17 protein-coding genes are annotated in these 17,967 nt (G+C 39.6%); 9 read left to right on the top strand and 8 right to left on the bottom strand.

The window, feature by feature from the left end; genetic code table 11:
* Window positions 1-46: 46 nt before the first annotated feature.
* The 7 genes from rho (at window position 47) to NA23_RS03735 (ending at window position 6,535) form a co-directional block, all read left to right on the top strand.
* A complete protein-coding gene (gene rho, locus NA23_RS03765) occupies window positions 47-1,297 on the top strand; it encodes a transcription termination factor Rho (RefSeq protein WP_176759494.1) in 1,251 nt (416 codons plus the stop codon).
* Window positions 1,298-1,327: 30 nt separating this feature from the next.
* On the top strand, window positions 1,328-2,476 hold the full coding sequence (locus NA23_RS03760; RefSeq protein WP_033191055.1) for a tetratricopeptide repeat protein: 1,149 nt from the start codon (window positions 1,328-1,330) through the stop codon (window positions 2,474-2,476).
* A complete protein-coding gene (locus tag NA23_RS03755; protein WP_033191056.1) occupies window positions 2,473-3,720 on the top strand; it encodes an ArsB/NhaD family transporter in 1,248 nt (415 codons plus the stop codon). The genes NA23_RS03760 and NA23_RS03755 overlap by 4 nt, the downstream gene beginning before the upstream one ends.
* Window positions 3,721-3,746: 26 nt before the next feature.
* Window positions 3,747-5,030, top strand: coding sequence for an ArsB/NhaD family transporter (locus NA23_RS03750; protein WP_052107045.1), 1,284 nt, complete (start codon window positions 3,747-3,749; stop codon window positions 5,028-5,030).
* A 49-nt stretch (window positions 5,031-5,079) separates the two neighbouring features.
* Entirely contained in the window at window positions 5,080-5,724 is a 645-nt protein-coding gene (locus tag NA23_RS03745; protein WP_249477132.1) for an endonuclease V, read from the top strand.
* Between the two features lie 148 nt (window positions 5,725-5,872).
* Window positions 5,873-6,142 (top strand): hypothetical protein, encoded by a 270-nt coding sequence (locus NA23_RS03740; RefSeq protein ID WP_033191058.1) that lies wholly within the window; start codon window positions 5,873-5,875, stop codon window positions 6,140-6,142.
* A 48-nt stretch (window positions 6,143-6,190) separates the two neighbouring features.
* Window positions 6,191-6,535 carry a hypothetical protein gene (locus NA23_RS03735; protein ID WP_033191059.1) on the top strand — a complete coding sequence of 115 codons (345 nt, stop codon included), beginning with the start codon at window positions 6,191-6,193 and terminating at the stop codon, window positions 6,533-6,535.
* Window positions 6,536-6,610: 75 nt separating this feature from the next.
* On the opposite strand, the gene NA23_RS03730 is transcribed toward NA23_RS03735, so the two are convergent.
* Window positions 6,611-7,096, bottom strand: a complete 486-nt coding sequence (locus tag NA23_RS03730; RefSeq protein WP_033191060.1) for a ferritin — start codon at window positions 7,094-7,096, stop codon at window positions 6,611-6,613.
* A gap of 56 nt (window positions 7,097-7,152) precedes the next feature.
* Window positions 7,153-7,605 carry a peroxiredoxin gene (locus NA23_RS03725; RefSeq protein WP_033191061.1) on the bottom strand — a complete coding sequence of 151 codons (453 nt, stop codon included), beginning with the start codon at window positions 7,603-7,605 and terminating at the stop codon, window positions 7,153-7,155.
* 312 nt (window positions 7,606-7,917) lie between these two features.
* On the opposite strand from NA23_RS03725, the gene NA23_RS03720 reads away from it, so the two are divergent.
* Window positions 7,918-9,768, top strand: coding sequence for an ABC transporter substrate-binding protein (locus NA23_RS03720; protein WP_033191062.1), 1,851 nt, complete (start codon window positions 7,918-7,920; stop codon window positions 9,766-9,768).
* A 68-nt stretch (window positions 9,769-9,836) separates the two neighbouring features.
* Here NA23_RS03720 and mnmL read toward each other — a convergent pair whose 3' ends face one another.
* From mnmL to NA23_RS03690, 6 genes are read right to left on the bottom strand one after another with little or no spacing between them, the layout of a single operon-like run.
* Window positions 9,837-10,679: a tRNA modification radical SAM protein MnmL/YtqA gene (mnmL, locus tag NA23_RS03715; protein ID WP_052107047.1), complete on the bottom strand. Its 843-nt coding sequence runs from the start codon at window positions 10,677-10,679 to the stop codon at window positions 9,837-9,839.
* A 41-nt stretch (window positions 10,680-10,720) separates the two neighbouring features.
* The gene (locus NA23_RS03710) at window positions 10,721-11,914 is read right to left on the bottom strand and encodes an amidohydrolase (RefSeq protein WP_249477130.1); all 1,194 of its coding nucleotides are present in this window, start codon (window positions 11,912-11,914) and stop codon (window positions 10,721-10,723) included.
* A gap of 38 nt (window positions 11,915-11,952) precedes the next feature.
* The gene (gene rsfS / locus NA23_RS03705; RefSeq protein ID WP_033192397.1) at window positions 11,953-12,282 is read right to left on the bottom strand and encodes a ribosome silencing factor; all 330 of its coding nucleotides are present in this window, start codon (window positions 12,280-12,282) and stop codon (window positions 11,953-11,955) included.
* Window positions 12,283-12,309: 27 nt separating this feature from the next.
* Window positions 12,310-13,620 carry a bifunctional folylpolyglutamate synthase/dihydrofolate synthase gene (locus NA23_RS03700; RefSeq protein WP_033191065.1) on the bottom strand — a complete coding sequence of 437 codons (1,311 nt, stop codon included), beginning with the start codon at window positions 13,618-13,620 and terminating at the stop codon, window positions 12,310-12,312.
* Window positions 13,617-16,220, bottom strand: a complete 2,604-nt coding sequence (locus tag NA23_RS03695) for a valine--tRNA ligase (RefSeq protein WP_033191066.1) — start codon at window positions 16,218-16,220, stop codon at window positions 13,617-13,619. The genes NA23_RS03700 and NA23_RS03695 overlap by 4 nt, the downstream gene beginning before the upstream one ends.
* Window positions 16,198-16,629 carry a diguanylate cyclase domain-containing protein gene (locus NA23_RS03690; RefSeq protein WP_033191067.1) on the bottom strand — a complete coding sequence of 144 codons (432 nt, stop codon included), beginning with the start codon at window positions 16,627-16,629 and terminating at the stop codon, window positions 16,198-16,200. The genes NA23_RS03695 and NA23_RS03690 overlap by 23 nt, the downstream gene beginning before the upstream one ends.
* Before the next feature lie 166 nt (window positions 16,630-16,795).
* Between NA23_RS03690 and NA23_RS03685 the strand changes: the two genes are divergently transcribed.
* On the top strand, window positions 16,796-17,911 hold the full coding sequence (locus NA23_RS03685) for an MFS transporter (protein WP_052107048.1): 1,116 nt from the start codon (window positions 16,796-16,798) through the stop codon (window positions 17,909-17,911).
* The last annotated feature ends 56 nt before the right edge of the window (window positions 17,912-17,967 follow it).

Below are 17,967 nucleotides of genomic sequence, written 5' to 3'. Positions count from 1 at the left end.
TAATTCTTAATCCGGAGGTGGCCGTTAATTGAGCGAAGGAATTAGTATGAAACAACTTGAAGAAATGACAATGAAAGAACTATACGAATTGGCAAGAAAATATGATATCCCAAGGTATACTAGCATGAGGAAACAAGACTTAATATTCGAAATCCTCGAGGCCAAAGCAAAGGCTGAAGGTTATTTTTTTGGTGAAGGTGTGCTTGAAATCGCTCCTGACGGCTATGGTTTCTTGAGAAGTTTGGAAACGATGCTCTCCGGTCCAAAGGATATATACGTCTCGCAATCTCAAATCAGGAAATTTAATCTAAACACAGGTGACATTGTTTCTGGAGTCATTCGCCCTCCAAAAGAGGGTGAACGATTCAATGCGATGATTAAAATCGAAGCAATAAACTACAAACCCCCTGAGTTTGCAAATGAGAGGGTTAATTTTGAAAACTTGACACCTGATTATCCAAGAGAACGATATGTTCTTGAAACTAAGCCCGATATATTCTCAACAAGACTTATAGACCTATTTGCGCCTATTGGAAAAGGCCAGCGTGGTATGATAGTTGCTCCTCCGAAGGCAGGTAAGACGACTATACTAAAAGAGATAGCCAACGGCATAGCCGAAAATCATCCGGACACAATAAGAATAGTGTTGCTTATCGATGAAAGACCTGAAGAAGTTACCGACATCAAAGAATCCGTTGATGCAAAAGTTATTGCAGCTCCATTTGATATGCCCTCCGAAAAACAGATTAAAATAGCCGAATTAACACTTGAGATGTGTAAGCGTCTTGTCGAGTATGGTAATCACGTTGTTGTGCTTTTAGATAGTTTGACGAGACTTGCGCGTGTGTATAACATAACGGTGCCACCGAGTGGGAAATTGTTGACTGGTGGTGTTGACCCTGCTGCGTTACATAAACCAAAGCAGTTTTTTGGAGCTGCACGAAATACTCGTGAAGGTGGAAGCTTAACCATAATCGCAACGGCTCTCGTAGAAACAGGTTCTAAGATGGATGAGGTCATATTTGAAGAATTCAAAGGTACAGGTAACATGGAATTGGTTCTCTCAAGACAGCTTGCAAACAAAAGAATATTCCCAGCGATAAATATCACGCTCTCTGGAACAAGAAGAGAGGAACTGTTAATTACTCAGAACAACCTTAAGAAAATTTGGTTGCTGCGACGAATGCTCGATTCCATGAGTGAAGAAGAAGGTCTGAAACTGATCTTAAATAAGCTTAAGGACACGAAAACAAATGCTGAATTTCTTGCGTTAATTGATGCTCAAAAAAGTGTTTAGTTTAAATTGAACTTTTTGAGAGGTGCGTTAATGACTTTTGAAAAGTCGCATCTTAATGAGTGGTACATTTTGCCATTATTCACGTTAATTTTTGCAATACTTTTGGCCACTGCAACCCTGCTGTTGGCTGTTTCACAGAGGGCAATAGAATATTATTCCGCAGCTGAGCTTTCTTACAAATCTGGTGATTATTCCACCGCTTTGAGAAACTACGAGCTAGCACTCTCGACAGATCCTAAAATTGAAGGATACGATTCACAGATAAAGTTTAAAATGGGAATATCAGCTTATATGATGGGTGATTACGATAAGGCGAGAAGTTATCTTGCCGGTTATAACAACGATTTTGTCAGAGCTTTGCTTGATTCTATAGCTCAACGTAAAGCTCAAGACGAATGGAAAAAATGGATTGCTACTTACAGACCTACTACAGTTGAAGAAGCTACTCAAGTAGTCTCTCAAGTTCAACAAAAATCAAAAATTAACTGGGTCCCAGTGCTTATTATCTTTGTTACCACATTTTCGGTCCTGCTAATAGCAGAACTTAGGATTTACAAAGCTAGAAGGATGGTTGTTGAACTTCCTGCAAAACCATCCGAGATTTCTCCTGTTGTTGACACAGGTGGTTCTAAAAGTTACGAAACTGTGGAGCAACCTAAGCCTGAGGTTTCTGAAGAATTTCAGCTCATACCGGAAGATGCGAGAATTGTTGATTTTGAAGAGTTGTTGAAAAGTGAGATAGACGTCTTCAAAGACATATTTGAACAGATTTCTACACAGCATGCCAGTCAAGAGCCGGAGGAAGCTAAAAGTTTTGAAGAATTGGAACTTAAACCATCTGGTGGAGCAGAAAAGGATTGGGCTGAAAGAGAAAAAATTGTTGAGGAGATACTTGGCGAGACTAAAGAATTGATTGAAGACCTGGGAAGAATGGTTGAGCAAAAGCCTGAAGAGGAACAAACTACTCAGTTTGAATTGGAAAGTATTGAAGCTGAGCTCGTGAGTAAGTTGAAAACACTTAGAGATAGTTGGAATGAAGAAATTCAGTTAACAGCTGATCTATACGAAGAAATACAGAAAGACTTTTCAGAATTCGATACTCTGGAAAAGATTACCGACGAAGAAACAAAAGTGTTAGTCGAAAAACTTATTAAACTCAGGCAGGGTGAGAATAATTGATATCATTAATTCTTGTTCTGTATGCTATAGCTTATGCTTACATAATTTTCGAGCCCAACGTTTCCTCAGTTTCAACGTTAATGCTGGGGCTCGTTTCTGTGTTACTAGTTGGAGGTTTTGATCTCGCACACATATCTAAAATAGTTGATTTTAACACACTCTTTATACTCATAGGCATGATGACAGTCGTTGCTATTTTAAAAGAAAAAGGTGTCTTTGTCGAGATTTCGAGGATAATACTAATCTTAAGCAGGGGGAAGGTTTTATTTGCAGTTATACTCATCAATATCGCTATATTTTTGCTCTCAAGTTTTTTAGATAACGTCACAACAATATTGATATTTATTCCGATACTCTTTTACACCGCCGATGCTTTGCAAGTTGACTCAAAACCTATTTTGATCAATGCACTTTTTTTCTCAAACCTTGGCGGTGTGACCACGGCTATAGGTGACCCTCCGAATATCATCATTTACAGCGCCTCTCGTCAAAGTTTCGTTTCGTTTATAATTCACCTCATGCCCGTTGGTATTTTAACATTGTTTATACAACTACTATTTGCAAAGAGGGCTTTAAGGGTTCAAGAGCCCGAGACGGAGTTTAATGTACAAACTATTAGAGATAAATCTACAAGTGATAACTGGTTATATTATCTGCTTGTTTTTACTGGAATAATTGTACTGATGATGTTACATGAAAAAATACGATTAGAACTAGGGATTATCACAATGCTTGGAGCAATGGTGTTACTCTTTGTTGAAAAGAAGAATTTTCAATCAGTTGTGGGAGAAGTTGACTGGGACACTTTAAGTCTAATCACAGGATTATACTTTTTAAACTTTTCTTTGGAACACGTAAATTTATTTGCCACTGCTGTAGGTGTACTTTCAAGGATTAACGTTCCTTTCATATTAGCGTTGATTATTTTCTGGAGCTCACTCTTCTTGACAGGCTTTTTAAGTGCGTTACCGGTGACGATGATATACCTTGCGATAATAAAGAAACTTATTCTCCTAGGTGCACCAACCACTTTGTACTGGGCACTTGCTTTGGGTGTTGGGATTGGTGGGAATTTAACACCTGTAGCATCGATGTGTAACATCGTTGGTAACAATCTTCTAAAGAAATTAAAGGATGAAACATTATCTTTTATTGATTTTACCAAAAGTATGTTGAAGCCGGTTTTACTTAGCGGTATAATTTCAAGTGTGTTTTTGATAGTATATTCTATAACCGGTTTTTGATTTGAAGTTTTGGGAAGGTGAACAAAGTGAAGATTGTTGTGGCTATGATGTTTGCTTTCGTTCTTTATTTTGTTGTCACAGGAAAGATCAACAAGACCATTGCAGCAATGGTCGGTGGTTTAACATTACTGGCTATCAGGATCTTTCCTGATCCTTACGAAGGGTTGAAAGAATCCATAGATATTAATACCCTTCTTTTTCTTATTGGCATGATGATTTTTGTACGCGTAATGGAGACCTCTGGAATATTTGAATACATAGCCATCAAAACCGTCAAGATTGCTGGGACGAGCGTACCAAAGCTATTTTTTGCAATGACTTTCGTTGTTGGTTTTGTTTCCGCTTTTATTGATAACGTTACAACTGTTCTGATATTCATTCCCGTCACGTTTGCAATAAGTGATATTCTGAGTATAGATGCCGTCCCGTTTGTTCTTGGCGAGGTCTTTGCTTCCAATATTGGTGGCACTATGACTCCGATAGGGGACCCACCAAACATATTGATTACATCCGCCGCAAGGATCCCTTTCGCCGAATTTGCAAAGTACATGGTTCCGATAAACTTAATTATACTCTTCTTAACGGACGTAGCACTAATACTCGCTTTTAGAAAAGAATTCGCGAAGAAATTTTCAAAGGAATTTTTGAGCAGGTTTGATGAATCAAAGGTTGTAAAAAGTAGGAGACGATTTATAATGGCTGCTATATTTATGTTTTTCATTATTTCATTGTTCCTGTTTCAAAAGCAACTGAAACTTGAAAGTTCAATCATTGGTCTTATCGCTGGATTTTTCGGTTTATTGATATTTGAATCACATGAAATAACACCTTTCTTAGAAAAAGTGGAATGGGAAGTAATATTCTTTTTCCTTGGTCTTTTTATAATAACTGGTGCAATGGAGAAAGTGGGCTTGATGAATGATATGGCAAACTTTCTTGTTAAAGTATCATCCGGATCAATGGTAACACTATCTTCCGTCATTGTGTGGGCATCTGGCATCATTTCTGGCTTTGTCGATAACATACCGTTTGCCGCGACAATGATTCCGGTTATAAAAGGGTTGCCGGCTATAAATCCACAGTTCTCAAACATAACTCCATTATGGTACGCTTTATCTTTAGGAGCTTGTTTGGGCGGCAATCTGACCCCAGTAGGTGCCTCTGCAAATGTTGTTGGACTAACACTTTTGAAAAAGTACAAAGGAAAGGAGATAACATTTGGTAATTTTGTAAAGTATGGAGCAATAACTGTTTTCATTAGCTTAGTCATATCGAATGTCTATTCGTTGATACTTCTGAGAATTATGTAAGGTGGATTTTGATGTTAGCATGGTGGATGTTAAAACTCTTTCGGACTATATGGAACCGAAAACATTAGAAGAAGCGGAACAGATACAAAAAGAGTTGGCAAAGAGACTCGCCCTCTGTCCACTTGATTTTTCTCAGATATCTTTAATTGCGGGTGTTGATGTTAGCTATATTGATGACCAAGCGTTGGGGATTGTTGTGCTGATAAACAAAGAACTTGAAATTGTTGAAGTAGTTTCCGAACGCATGAAGGTCACCTTCCCATATATTCCAGGCTTTCTTGCATTTCGGGAAGCACCGGTCATAATTAAATGCTTTGAAAAGCTGAAAAATAGACCAGATGTCGCGTTATTTGATGGTCAAGGGATTGCGCATCCACGAAAACTCGGAATAGCGAGCCACGTGGGTATTCTGTTGGATTTGCCTACCATAGGTATAGCAAAAAGCGTGCTGTATGGAAAGTGTCAAAAACCATCTACCGTAGGTCAAGCTACATTGCTAAAGGGCCAAGACGAAGAAGTCTTAGGTTATTGCTATTTGTCAAAGAAGAACACAAAACCGATAATAATATCCCCTGGATACAAAACAGACTTGGATAGTTCCCTACATATAGTAAAATCACTCCTAAACGGTTTCAAACTCCCTGAACCTGTGAGGTTAGCGCACTTATACTCGCAGAAGTTTAAAGGGTCCTGAAAATTCGAACATGCCTAAGTATATCCTGCCTTATCATCTTACCTATTCAAAAAATTCTAAGGATTTTTTAAGGTTTGACAAATACAATATACGGCGGAACGGGGTTCAAAATCAGTTACCACACTCTTTGTAAAAGGGAGGTGTGTCTATGAGAAGGGTCTTATCTTTGCTTGTTATACTCGCTGGTGCGCTTATGATTTTCGCTGCCACACAACCCAAGGCCTTGGGAATGCTAGAAAACTTCATTCTTGAAAAGACACCTTTTGAGATTACAGGAACTATAAAAGAAGTTGTTTACAGACCTGCCGGATTTGGTTACACCGTAGTATCAGACGAAGCAACGGAAGTTAAAATTCCATTTACTGGAAACCTCGGAACACTATTAAAACCTGAAGAGAAAGTAGTATTAAAAGGGTGAAAAATCACAGCCTTTGTTCCTGTTAGCCTTGAAGCAAAAGGGTACAAGTTGGTTTTTAGAAACATCGTTCCAGAAAATGTTCAGCTAACAGAGGTTAAGGCTAAGATCAAAAAGATTTTGGTGAGCAGAACCTCTGTAGAAATATTGATTGTTGATGAAAACAGCAAAGAGTACAAGTTGCCAGCCTCTGTTGTGCCGTTCTGGAAGAGCTTAAAAGAGGGCGACGACGTCAAAATTACAGGTTTCACAAGAACTTTTGAGGTTAATGAAAGTATAACGATTGGTGGAAAAACCTACCTGCTACCTGCAAAAGAACTTATGACAAGGTTAGAGCATAGACCTAATTTGTTCAAACAAGGATACATAGCAAAATTCTTCAAGCAACGAAGATAAAGACTTGGAAAAACCAAAACAGAAAGCCAGGCTTGATGCCTGGCTTTTTTTCTATTGTTTGCAGGAACTTTTATCTTACTCCCTACTTCCGAGCTCCCTATCAAGCATATACAAACCTGTTGGACTATCCTGAAGTTTCTTGAGCTTTCTCACGATTATATCAGTCTGCGCTTCTTCTTCAACCTGTTCTTTTACAAACCAAGAAAGGAATTGTTCCGTTGCGTAGTCGTTCTCCTTCCTTGCAAGTTCTAATATCGTATTAATGCTCTTTGTTATGAATTTCTCATGTTCGTATGCTGCCTCAAAAGCTTCAAGCGGGCTTTTCCAAGTAGCTTTGGGCTTTTCTAAAGCCGGTAACTCAACTCTGGAACCTCTCTCGTAAAGAAAATCATAGATTTTCATCGCATGCCCCAATTCTTCTTTTGCTTGAACTTTCATCCATTTTGCAAAACCAGGCAAATCAATTGAATCAAAATACGTTGCCATTGATAAGTACAAATAAGCTGAGAAAACCTCCTTACCCACTTGTTCATTCAAAGCTTTGTATACCTTCTCACTCATCTTTGCCACCTCCCTTTGAGTTTTTTAATTGCTGTAAGAAGAAACCTTGGATCTCTTTAGAGCACCTCTTCTATTTCTTCATAAGGTGGTTCGATTCTTGGATCCTCAGTAAGCCATGAATAGACAACCTTTCCATTTTCAACAACAAATACCGCTCTCTTAGCTACTACGTAATTTGGTATACCAGCGAAGTTCTCATGCACACCACCATATTGCTTTGCAACAACGCCTCCGAAATCAGACAACAACCTGAAGTTAAGTCTGTTCTTCTCTGCAAAGGCTTTGTTAGCAAAAGGACTATCAACACTAATTCCAAGAACGGTAGCGTCTAAGTTATTGAATTTCGCCAACATGTCTCGAAATGTGCAAAGTTCTTTCTCACATACGCTGGTAAACGCCCCTGGATAGAATACTAATACTACTTTACCTTCAATTTCAGAAAGCTTTACCTTCTGCAAGCTTGTATCAAACAATTCAAAATCTGGTGCAAACTGCCCTTTTTCTAACATAAATTTCACTCCTTTGTAAAAGTTTGTACTACCTAATATATTATACCTTATATAATTTTATAAGTCAACCACTCTGAGAAAAGGAATGTTTCACAAAAATCAATCCGGAGAACCATTGTTGAGGTTCTCTGGATTGAAAGAGATAATATGTTTTGACGAGAAAATGGTGAAAATTCAACTGTCTTAAGCTTAAATCACCCAAAACTACAAAGTAACAATTGCAACTTCCCTGAAATGTGTGGTATAATATACATGAACCCACTGTTCAGGGTTAATATTCTCTCATCACATCCTTTTGAAGGGGGGATTTTTGTGAAAAAGTGGTTGGTAGTTTTAGCTGGTCTTATTTTTGCGGTCTTAGCACTTGCTGCGTTTGATCCAACTGTCTATGTGGAAGCGACTATAGGTGAGCCGGACACACTTGATCCGCACCTGGCGTACGACACAGCGAGTGGTGAAGTTCTCTTCAACGTGTACGAAAACCTTATCGCTTACAAAGGTAGAAGCGTCAGCGAGTTTGAACCAAGGCTTGCAACAGAAGTCCCAACCGTTAAGAACGGTCTTATCAAAGACGGTGGCAAGACATACGTATTCCCGATAAGAAAAGGTGTCAAATTCCACAACGGTAACCCACTTACACCAGAAGATGTCGAATACTCATTCGAACGTGGTCTGCTTTACGACCCAGAAGGCGGTCCAATGTGGATGCTGTGGTACGCAATATTTGGAGTCCACTCAAGAGATGAAGCACTTGAAGAGTTCGTTGGTAAGTCAGTAGACGAAATATTCGACAAAAGTGGCGAACCAAAAGCAGAATACAAGCAAAAGGTTATTGATTTCTACAAGCAAGTTGTTGATCCAGCGATAGAGGTTCAAGGGGATAACGTAGTGATTAAACTCAAAAGACCATACGGTGCATTTCTCAACATAATAGCGCAGAGTGCTCACTGGGCAGCAATACTTGACAAAGAAACGTGTATCAAACTCGGACTGTGGGATGGTAAAGCAGATACGTGGTGGAAATGGAAGGACATGGAAAAAGAGAAATCACCGCTTTACGCGTACGCCATGGGTACAGGACCTTACAAGTTCGTAGAATGGGATAGAAAACAACAGAAAGTAACACTTGTTGCAAATGAAAGCTACTGGAGAACACCAGCAAAAATTAAGAAAGTCATAATTTGGGGTATTGATGAATGGTCCACAAGAAAGGCAATGCTTGAAAAAGGCGATGCAGACTCGATAGCCGTTGTTCTTGAATACCTTGACCAACTCAGAGGAAACAAGGACATTGAAATTATCGAAAACATTCCAACACTCTCTGTCACAGTTGTTGCATTCGGTTGGTCAGTTAGCCCGAGCAGCAAGTACATCGGCAGTGGTAAACTCGATGGTAACGGTATACCACCTGACTTCTTCAGCGATGTTTATGCAAGAAAAGCTGTTGCAGCAGCAATCAACTACGATGCTCTCATAAGGGATGTTCTTAAAGGATTTGGTAAGAGAATACCAACAGCTTTACCAGAAGGGCTACTTGGGTTTGATCCAACTCTCCCACTCTACAAGTTCAACCTGCAAGAAGTTCAGAACAACCTGAAGAAGGCATGGAACGGACAAGCGTGGCAGAAGGGTATCAAATTCAGCGTTGCATACAACCAAGGTAACATGGCAAGACAAAGGGTTGCGGAAATGATTAAGATGTACATGGAAATGGCAGCACCTGGAAAAGTTAAGATCGACGTTCAACCACTCCAATGGCCAACGTTCCTTGACGCAACAAAACGCGGTGAACTGCCAATATTCATACTTGGATGGCTTGCTGACTTCCCAGACCCAGATAACTTCATATTCACATACTACCACAGCAAGGGTGATTACTCCGGAAGACAAGGAAAGAAATTCCAGGAATTTGTTAGCACACCAAGAAAAGAACTCGGTGGAAAGAGCCTTGATGAACTTATCGAACAAGCAGCAGCTGAAACAGATCCAGCTGTTAGAGCTAAACTCTACATTCAGATCCAGAAGTTTGCCATCGATAACTGCATTAGCATACCAGTCTATCAACCTGTAGGTGTCCGCGTCCAAAGGAAATGGGTCAAAGGTTGGTACGACAACCCAATGAGACCTGGTATGGACTTCTACTCAGTTTGGAAAGAACAATAATCAATAACTAAAAACAAAAACGGGTCGTCCTCTATGGACGGCCCTTTTTTATTTTGTTGTTTATTTTTTCAAATGATTTTAGCCTTTTTGCCCTGATACGTATCTTTTTCGACCAGTCTACGTTCTATCAGATTAACAATCTCTGTCTTCGTTTTTCCCCAATTTCCGAATAGAGTACCAGTTAACGGAGGATCTGCAACTAACCTATGAACAACTATCCGCGGAGAGAGATTCTCAAGGAAGGTCACAGCTCTTTCTACATAGCTCTCAAGTGTGCCTACCTCCAACCGTCCGGCCTTAAACATCTCTCCGAATACAGAACCTTCGACAACATACAGTGAATGAAGCTTTACACCATCAACCTTGAGCGCTGAAAGTATCTTAGCACCTTCTACAACATCCAACATATTATCTCCAGGTAGGTTCAAAATTACATGCGATACGACCTCAAAATCATACTTTTTTAGAAGATTCACAGCGTAAATATACTCAGCTAACGTATGTCCTCTGTTTATTTTCACCAAAGTATGGTAATTTGCAGTTTGTAGTCCAATATCAAACGAAATTTCGATCTTGTATTCTTTTCTAATTTCATCAACCATTTCTAATATCTTTTCATTTATACAATCCGGCCTGGTAGCAATATCAAGTTGGACAATGTCTTCGTCGATAGATTCCACGTATGTTGTCCTCAGAATATCTACAGGAGCGTACGTGTTTGTATAATTTTGAAAGTATGCGATAAATTTCTTAATCCCCTTTTTTCTGTATTTTTCTTTCATTTTTTCTAACTGTTCTCTGATACTCAATCCTGCAAAAGTGCTGAAACCACTGCCTGTTTCATCACAAAAGAAACAACCTGGTTTACCGTTTTCCCTATTTGGACACGTAAATCCTGCATTAAGTGGCAATCTTTGAACTTTTTCGCCATATTTCTTTTTTAGCTCAACACTCAGTTTTCTATACCGGTAACCATCATTGAGAAAGTCGAAAATTTCTTAAGCACCTCCCGTGCGTCTATATTTGGGTATTTCCCATCGATGTAGACAAACCTACCATTCACCATCGTTGCGTAAACCCTATCTGTATAAGCATGTACAAGATTTTTCAAAAAGTTATCGAGCGGTTGCAATTGCACGTTCGATTCCTCGAAAATCGCAAAATCTGCAGGGCTGCCAACTTCGATTGCCCCGCCTTTCATTCTAAGAGCTTCGTATCCGTTTTTTGTAACAGCTAAAAATGCATCTTCGACTTTGAAATTCTCAGGTGAAGAGCTTTTCTGAGCAAGTACAGAAACACGTAAGTCAAACAACAAATTTTGTGAGTTGTTGCTTGCAGGACCGTCTGTGCCTATTGAGATCTTAATGTTCCTCTTTAGCATTTCTGTAACCGGTGGTATTCCATTTCCAAGCTTCATATTGCTCACGGTATTTATTGATGGGTAAGTTCCATCGAGCAATGGTATATCTTGAGGCCTCAATTGGGTGCAATGCACGGGAATAAAGTGTATTTTATCAAATCCGATTTCCATAATTTCTTTCGGAGTGTATTTACCGTACTCCCAGTTATTCTCAAAAAAATGCATAGTTACTGGCATGTCTTCAGCCTTTGCAATCTCCACTATCTTTGCCAGATAACTTCTAGAACAACTGTAGGGTGCATGTGGGCCGAGGCCTATGTAAATTCTGTTTTCATATCCGTTCCAAGTTTCGAACAATTTCAAATTCTCTTCAAGCCTACCATTATCGTCTCCGTCAACATCAACAAGTCCCCTCGTCAAGAGAGCTTTCATTCCAAAATCAGCAACGGCCTTTGCTACCATATCTTCGTGAAAGTACATGTCACAGAAGGCAACTACTCCGTGCGATGCCATTTCCATCATGGAGACTAAAGAACCAAAGTAAACCGCATCTAAGGTTAATTTTTCTTCAGCAGGTAGTATCTTTCCAAACAGCCACTCATTAAACGGAAGGTCTTCTGCGTATCCTCGTAAAAGGGACATAGCAACATGAGTGTGTGTGTTTACAAAACCAGGTGTGACTATCTTCCCCTCAAAGTCTAGAACTTCTTCGTTCTCTAATGGAGTTAGATTCTCCGATACTTCTTTAATTAAACCATCTTCAATTCTAATGTCACATTTCTTCAACTCAAAACCGATAAGGGCCTTTGAACCTTTGAGAAGCATCAGAAAACAACCCTTTCTGCATCGATCCAAAGATGTTCTAAATCATAAAATTCTCTTGCGCCCTTAGTAAATATATGTACCACGATATCTCCAGCATCTATAAGCAGCCAATCGTAGCCCTCTCCCCGGTCGTAATATATAATTTCTTTACCTTTTTCATTGAAAAAGTCCACCACTTCGTCCCTCAAGCTTTTCATGTGTATATTACTGTTTGCTGTGCAGATTACGAAATAGTCCGTTAAGAGTCTTGTCTTACTCATGTTGAGAACAACAGGATCTATAGCTTCCTTCTTTTCAAGTAACACAAGTAAGTCCTTAATCAAGCTAATTTCATCTTTTTCTTTCTGTACCAACACTTACGCACCTCCTATCATCAATTCTTCGCCTATTTTTCCATTTAAAAGATAATCACGTACGTATCCAACCAAATAGAATGAACCTGTCACAAATTTAACTTCTGCTTCAGTTGTCTTAAGCAATTCGACAGCTTTTATATAATCTCGTTCAAACAAAACGTTTTTGCAGTATTTTTTAGCAATTTCGTATGTCTCAGCTACTTTCTCAGCCCTTTTTGACGGAGGTCTTGTTATTATCAACGTATCGAACTTTGGTCCAATCACTTTTAAAACGCCTTCTTTGTCCTTGTCATCCACGATACCGAAAACCGCAGCTTTCCTCTTTTCTGGAAAATACAGATCCAGGTTTTCGGCAAATTTTTCCGCCGCTTGTGGGTTATGGGAACCATCCAGTACAATGTCGTTGACCATTTCAAACCTTCCTGGAATAAATGCCTCTTCAAATGCCCTTTTCACACCATCTTCATCGATTTTTTCAACTAGTTCAAAAGTTTTCAAAGCTAAACCGACGTTGTACAGTTGATGTTTTCCGTTCAGTTTCACTTTGATATTTTTGATAGTTGTGCTACCGTAGTAGTTGTATACATTTGCATTGAATGAAAATTGAACTGGCTCGACGTAGAAATCCTTACCATATTCGTATACCATTGAGTTTTTCTCTCTTGCCACCTGTTTTATAACTTCCAAGGCCGAGTCAGGCATAGCTCCAACGACAACGGGTTTCTGCTCTTTTATAATCCCTGCCTTTTCAAAAGCAATTTGTTCTACAGTGTTACCAAGCACATTTGTGTGTTCTAAAGAAACAGTGCAGATTACAGAGACTTCAGGGATTATAACATTCGTTGAATCGAACCTTCCTCCTAGTCCAACCTCAACACTTCCGTACTCTGCTCTACTTTTCTTCGTTATATAGAAGTACATTGCTGTCATGTACTCAAAAAAACTCGGAGTGAATTCCTCACCTAACTTATCCATTTCTTCAGCGTGTTTTTTAACTTCCAAAGCTGCCTCTACAAATTCATCTTGAGAAATGTATCTTGTGTTGTAGTGGAATCTCTCCAAGATAGTTGACAGATGTGGTGAGTAGAAACCTGTTACGCTGTGTCCGTGATAATACGTGAGGTATTCCAGGAAAGTTGTTACACTGCCCTTTCCATTAGAGCCTGTCACATGGAAATATTTAACTCCAGAATGGGGATTACCCATTCTGGAGAGCAAATTCTCTATCCTGAAAAGTCCGAGTTTCATAGTGTTGTAAGGTCTTGTGAAGTAAAGGTATTTTAAGACTTCAAGAAACGCTTCACACCTCATCCCTGAGCCTCCAGATCGGAGATTATTTGCTCAATCCTATTTATTTGTTCCAAGAATGTTTTTTGCTTTTCTTTTGTTTCCTCAACTATGTCTTCAGGTGCGTTTTTGAGGAAGTTTTCATCTTCAAGTTTTTTGGCAAATTTCTCCAAATCCGTTTTCAATTTTTCAACTTTCTTTCTAAGCCGTTGTACCTCTGCACTTACATCAATGAGTTCACCTAGGGAAACGTAAGCCTCTATATCTAAAGACACGTAAGCCGTTGCACAGAGCTTCGGCCTTGACTCTGTGAACTGGATATTCGAAACATTACCAAGGAATTTGATGTAATCTTGTTCTTCCTCGTTAAGTGTACCCTTTATGAATAGTTCCACCTTCGTTGATTGTGGAACGTTCACTTCTGCTCTAACGTTTCTAACTCCTCTGATGATAGACATTATTTCCTCGAACCTCTTCTCAGCTGCCTCGTCTACGTATTCTTCCGATACCCTTGGCCATGAAGCTACAACTATCGACTCTTCAGCCGTAGGAAGCTTTGTCCACAGTTCTTCCGTTAAGAACGGCATAAACGGATGCAATAACCTTAAGCTCATGTCAAGGACGTAAACAAGAACGTTCTGAACAATTCTTTTATCTTCACTCTTAAGTCTGTTCTTTACAGCTTCTATGTACCAATCACATAATTCATCCCAGAAGAAGTTGTAAATCTCTCCTGCGGCTATGTTGAAATCATAATTGTCTAAAGCTTCTGTAACTTTTCTTATTATTTTCTGCAGTCTTGACAGAATCCATTTGTCTGATAGTTTCAGATGTTCTTTTCGTATTTCGATTTTCTCGAAGTCGTCAAGGTTCATGAAAACGAACCTTGAAGCGTTCCATATCTTATTGGCAAATTTCTTGTAGGTATCAAAGAACCTTACATCGAGTTTCAGGTCTCTGCCTTGTGCTGCAAGGATAGCGAGTGTAAATCTCATAGGATCAGCACCGTATTCATCTATAACTTCAAGTGGATCAATTCCGTTTCCGAGAGACTTACTCATCTTTCTTCCGTATTTATCCCTGACGAGTTGATGGATATATACTTCGCTGAATGGTTTTTCGTTCATAAACTCATAGCCCATCATTATCATCCTGGCAACCCAGAAGAAGATGATATCAAATCCCGTTACCAAGACATCAGTTGGATAGTATCTCTTCAAATCTTCCGTTTCTTCTGGCCAGCCCATTGTACTAAACGGCCAGAGTGCAGAGCTAAACCATGTGTCAAGGACATCTTCATCCTGTCTCAAATTAGTGCTACCACATTTCTCACACAACTTCGGTTCGTCTTCCGACACGTTGTAGTGCCCACAGTTTTGGCATTGCCAGACAGGGATTCTATGCCCCCACCATAGCTGTCTACTAATACACCAATCTCTGATTTCGTACATCCAGTTGAGATAAACTTTCTTCCATCTTTCTGGAATGAATCTGACCTCGTCATTTTCAACGGCTTCTATTGCCCTCTTGGCCAGTGGTTTCATACTCACGAACCATTGGTCCATCAACCTTGGTTCTACAACTGTGTCACATCTGTAGCAGCGTCCTACAGAATGTTTGATTTTTTCAATTTTCACCAAATACCCCTGTGCTTCGAGTTCTTCAACTATAACTTTTCTTGCCTCAGTGGCGGTTAAGCCCTTGAATTTTCCGCCATTTTCATTGATTACGATGTTTTCATCGAAGATATCTACAAATGGCAGATTGTGTCTCTGCCCTATAAGATAATCGTTGGGATCATGTGCTGGTGTTACTTTAAGCGCTCCTGTTCCAAAAGATGGATCAACGTAGTTATCGGCAATTATCGGGAGTTCTCTACCAACCAAAGGTAGTATAGCTGTCTTTCCAACGTATTTTTTATACCTTTCATCTGATGGATGGACTGCAACTGCTGTATCGCCAAGCATTGTTTCTGGCCTGGTAGTTGCTATAATCAAGTAATCATCTTCACCTTTGATAGGATACTTAATGTGGTAAAGCGCACCTTCTTCTTCATGGTACTCAACTTCTTCATCTGAGAGCACTGTTCCACATCTATGACACCAGTTGACGATGTACTTTCCTTTGTAAATTAACCCTTTCTTGTACAAATCCACAAAAACTTTTCTAACCGCTTTAGACAAGCCTTCATCCAAAGTAAAACGCTCACGAGTCCAGTCGACAGACGCCCCTATAGACATTATCTGCTTCTTTATCTCTTCCCTATATTTATTTGCCCAATCCCATACTATCTCCAAGAACTCTTCTCTTGTAAAATCTCTACGACTCCTTCCCTGCGTGGCAAGATACTTTTCAACGGCTGTTTGCGTTGCAATTCCTGCGTGATCTTCGCCGGGAAGCCAGAGTACATCGAAACCTTGCATGCGCTTGTAACGGCTTAGGATATCTTGAATTGTGATATTAAGGGCATGCCCCATATGAATCCTACCAGTTATATTTGGCGGTGGAATAACAATCGAATACTTCGGACCTGTGCCTTTGGGCGTGAAATAGCCTTTTTCAAGCCATTTTTTGTACCACTTCATCTCGATATTTGTTGGATCATAACGTGTTCCTATCTCCATCCTTAGCACCTCCAACCGTACTTATCTCTATATCGCAATCTATTTGGATTTTCTCTGACCCGTACGTTAACAAAAGGTAGTGTAAAGAGTCCTTTATCCTGCTTGCGATCTTTTTTGCTTCTTTGTCATCAATTCCATGGAGTACTATGCAAAAGTCATTACCCTCCATCTTGCAAACGAAATCCTTTGGTATTCTTACACTGTGCTTAATAACTGAAGAAACTCTGGAAAGCACAAAATTTCTTAAATCATCGCTGCTTGCCTGAAATTTGAGCTTTACATGTAAGAGGTAGAACAAATCTTCACTCTGCTTAAGTTGGTCAACTATTCTTTTTGCAAATTCATGGTTTGGCAGTCTTGTAATCGAATCGACCCACTCACCAGTCAATAACTTGTGAAAACCATCCATACGAACTCCTCCTCGGTACTGTTTACATTATTTTACCATACATCTTATGTTGTGGGAATATACCACATGTGTTAGAATAGATAACGAAAATTAAATTGTTCGCATGGCAAACTTTTAAACAACAAACGTTGCGACACAATACCGTGGAAAGGGGTGCGAAAGGTTTATGGGATTAAACATGATGTCTGTTCTATCTGTATTTTCACACTTTTTTCTAGATTTCTACGTATCGTTCTTCAATCCTTTGGGGCCGTTTATAATCCAAAAGTTTCCGATAGAAGTTCGCATGCTAACTTCTTTCCTGGCTTTGTCATCAGCCACAGCCAGTCTTTTCCAAATCTTCTTTGGATTTTTCTTTGATAGGGTGAAGTACACCAAGAGTCTGCTTTTCACGATGTATGTTATGGAAGCATTAGGGATTTCGCTAATAGGCTTATCGACAAACTTTTGGATGTTCATTGCTGCAGTCTTTGTTGTCAGGATTGCGAACTCTGCCTTTCATCCTCTTGGGGCTTCCATGGCCGGCGAGGTTGGGGGAAGAACTGTAGCTGTTTTCTCAATCGCAGGAACGCTTGGAGCCGCACTCGGCCCTGTTTTTATCTCACTTTACGTCTCACATTTTCCAATAGAATCACTTTGGCTAGTAGCACTCCCCGCTGTCGTGCTGGCTTTGTTTTTGCTAAGGATCAACATTCCAAACCGAACGGTTCACAGTCAGAAGTTCGATTTGAAAGAGGTAATGAAGTTACTACCTATATTGCTTGTCGTAACTGTTCGCAGCTTTCTGATGTCAGTTGTGCACACCTACACGCCAATTTACATCACGAACGTGCGTCACTATTCAATCTCACTATCAGGTTTGCTAATAACGTCCGGTATGATAGCAGGCGTTTTTGCCAACTACCTGGGCGTTGTTTTAATGGAAAAAATAGGTGCAAAAAAGCAGGACTTGGTAGCTTTCATAGGCATGGGCCTAACTATATTTTGGTTGATATCTAGTAAAGGCATTGCTTCGATTTTCATTTCCTTTGTACTTTTCGACTTTTTTGGTTTTCTTTTGATGTCTGCAAACGTTGTCCAAGCTCAGAAGATCCTACCGAACAGAAAGGCGTTAGCTTCATCGGTTGCTATGGGATTCGCATGGTCGTTAGGAGATTTCATCGCAACAGGTTATAATTCTGTGGTCGGTAATAACATCATTTTATCATTGGGCCTTGCCATTCCTGTGGCTTTTGTAGCCTCGATATACTTCGGAATAGTCCAGAAATTTGATACAAAATAATAGATGTGCTAAAATTAGTTGGTATGATGAAAAGACTCGATTTTAATAGGAGGAAT

It is taken from the genome of Fervidobacterium islandicum, from assembly GCF_000767275.3.
GTDB classification, from domain to species: domain Bacteria; phylum Thermotogota; class Thermotogae; order Thermotogales; family Fervidobacteriaceae; genus Fervidobacterium; species Fervidobacterium islandicum.
Note: the sequence above shows the minus strand (reverse complement) of the source record. Positions and strands in the feature narration are given on the sequence as shown.